The sequence below is a fragment of the Modestobacter versicolor genome (assembly GCF_041028285.1).
In the GTDB taxonomy this organism is placed as follows: domain Bacteria; phylum Actinomycetota; class Actinomycetes; order Mycobacteriales; family Geodermatophilaceae; genus Modestobacter; species Modestobacter versicolor_A.
On the sequence record NZ_JABGDB010000031.1, the window covers coordinates 1 to 623 of the forward strand.

Below are 623 nucleotides of genomic sequence, written 5' to 3' on the forward strand. Positions count from 1 at the left end.
GACCAGGGAGACCGCGTGCGCCCGGTCCCGGGCACCCAGCTTGCGCAGGATCGCCTTCACGTGGGACTTCACCGTGTCCTCGGAGATGAACAGGTTCTTGCCGATCTGCCGGTTCGACTGGCCCTGCAGCAGCTCGTCGAGCACGTCGGACTCCCGCCGCGTCAGCGGCACCTCCGGGGTCAGCTCCCGCACCACCGGCACCTCCCCCGCCTCACCACGACGGATCTGCGGGTCCACCACCGTCCGCCCCGCACGCGCCGCCAGCACCGCCCACCCCAGCAACGTCGGGGAGGTGTTCATCAGCAGGTAGCCGCGCACGCCGGCCGCCAGCGCCTCGTTGACCACCGCCGGGTCCTCCGAGGTCGCCAGCGCCACGATCGCCAGCGTCGGGAACCGACGACGCAGGTCCCGGCACGCACTCAACGTCGCACTCCGACCCGCACCCAGCTCCACCACCACCGCATCCGGACGGGCCGACTCGGCCAGCGTCAGCGCCCGGCGCGGCTCACCCGGGGCACCCACCGCCTGCAGACCGGCGGTCTCGTTGACCATGCCGACCAGGCCACGGCGCAGGACCGGGGCGTCGGCGAGGATGAGGACGCGGGTGACGCCGCGGGGGGTGC

General features: G+C 73.5%; 1 protein-coding gene. It reads right to left on the bottom strand.

Going from position 1 to position 623, the window contains the following annotated elements; translation table 11 throughout:
• The coding region (locus HL054_RS22115; RefSeq protein WP_369141286.1) for a LuxR C-terminal-related transcriptional regulator at positions 1–623 on the bottom strand (623 nt) is incomplete at both ends.